This is a genomic window from Silvimonas sp. JCM 19000 (assembly GCF_054652575.1).
In genome coordinates this window covers 1-909 of sequence record NZ_BAAIHC010000061.1, presented here as the reverse complement: position 1 = coordinate 909, position 909 = coordinate 1, and the positions used below count along the sequence as shown (strand labels likewise).

General features: G+C 53.9%; 2 protein-coding genes. Both read left to right on the top strand.

The genetic code is table 11. The features are described from left to right. Positions 1–271 (top strand): hypothetical protein (locus tag ACYQ1A_RS21790; protein WP_499365821.1); only part of this gene is annotated, 271 nt, incomplete at its 5' end. Positions 272–289: 18 nt separating this feature from the next. Further along, positions 290–523: a hypothetical protein gene (locus ACYQ1A_RS21785; RefSeq protein WP_062223752.1), complete on the top strand. Its 234-nt coding sequence runs from the start codon at positions 290–292 to the stop codon at positions 521–523. Positions 524–909 lie beyond the last annotated feature (386 nt).

The window sequence follows — 909 nt, the reverse complement described above, 5'->3', positions numbered from 1 at the left end:
CGGGAAACAATCTCAAGTTGTTGTCATAACGGACGATAAAAGCCGTTGTGTGGTCGACGGCAGCGGCCGTTCGCCCATCCTGCTAACACGGAACGCAGCCAGCAACTGGGCATCCAATTCCATTTCACCGGATCAAGCCATGGCGCTACTACTCGATGGTCGCTACAAGCCGGACCTTGTGCACTACCGGGTGTCGTTCCGGGTAAACAACACAGAACCAAACGACCGGGAGTTGCTGCGGCGACTACAACCCGGCCAGGAAAACTATTAAGCACATACGAGGGCTACCGTGGGTGACTTTACTGAGAGCGATATCTTGTTGATGCTGACGCAGGCGTGGCGACATGGCTTCCAGTGCGCAGCGCAGGCCAAGGGTGACGTATGGAACGATAATCCCTGGTATTTTGAAGACGCTTGCAACGACGATCTGGTGGCTATCATCAGCGGCCAGGCAGAAGAACTAGGGCCGATCGGGGAGCTCGCGCGGGAAAGAAATATACGGCCGCACCACCCGGATCGTTGATGGTGTTCGTATCAAGTTGGGGGAGCAGTCCCAGACTACAGCTGAGCGTATCAAAAACTGCTTTCGGAAGAAAAACAAACCCGCCGATTGAGCTCTCAAATCGGCGGGCGAAAGCACCTCGGACGGTGAGGCACTGATATAAAACTAGCGTACGCACGCGGTAAAACAAGTGCGCTTCCAACCGCAAATATCTCTGTCGTAGTTATCGTGTCTAAGTAACATCCGAGCCATGCTTTTGCACCCCATGCAATGCACGTTTGCGTTTACTGCAGAAAGCCACGCCAGCCCTACAGCCCATGCATAACGGCCCATAAAGGACTTTTCTTGGCGTCTCGCCAGTAGCTCTCGAACAGGTGGGCAACTAGGTTTTTCGTCGCCATTTTCTC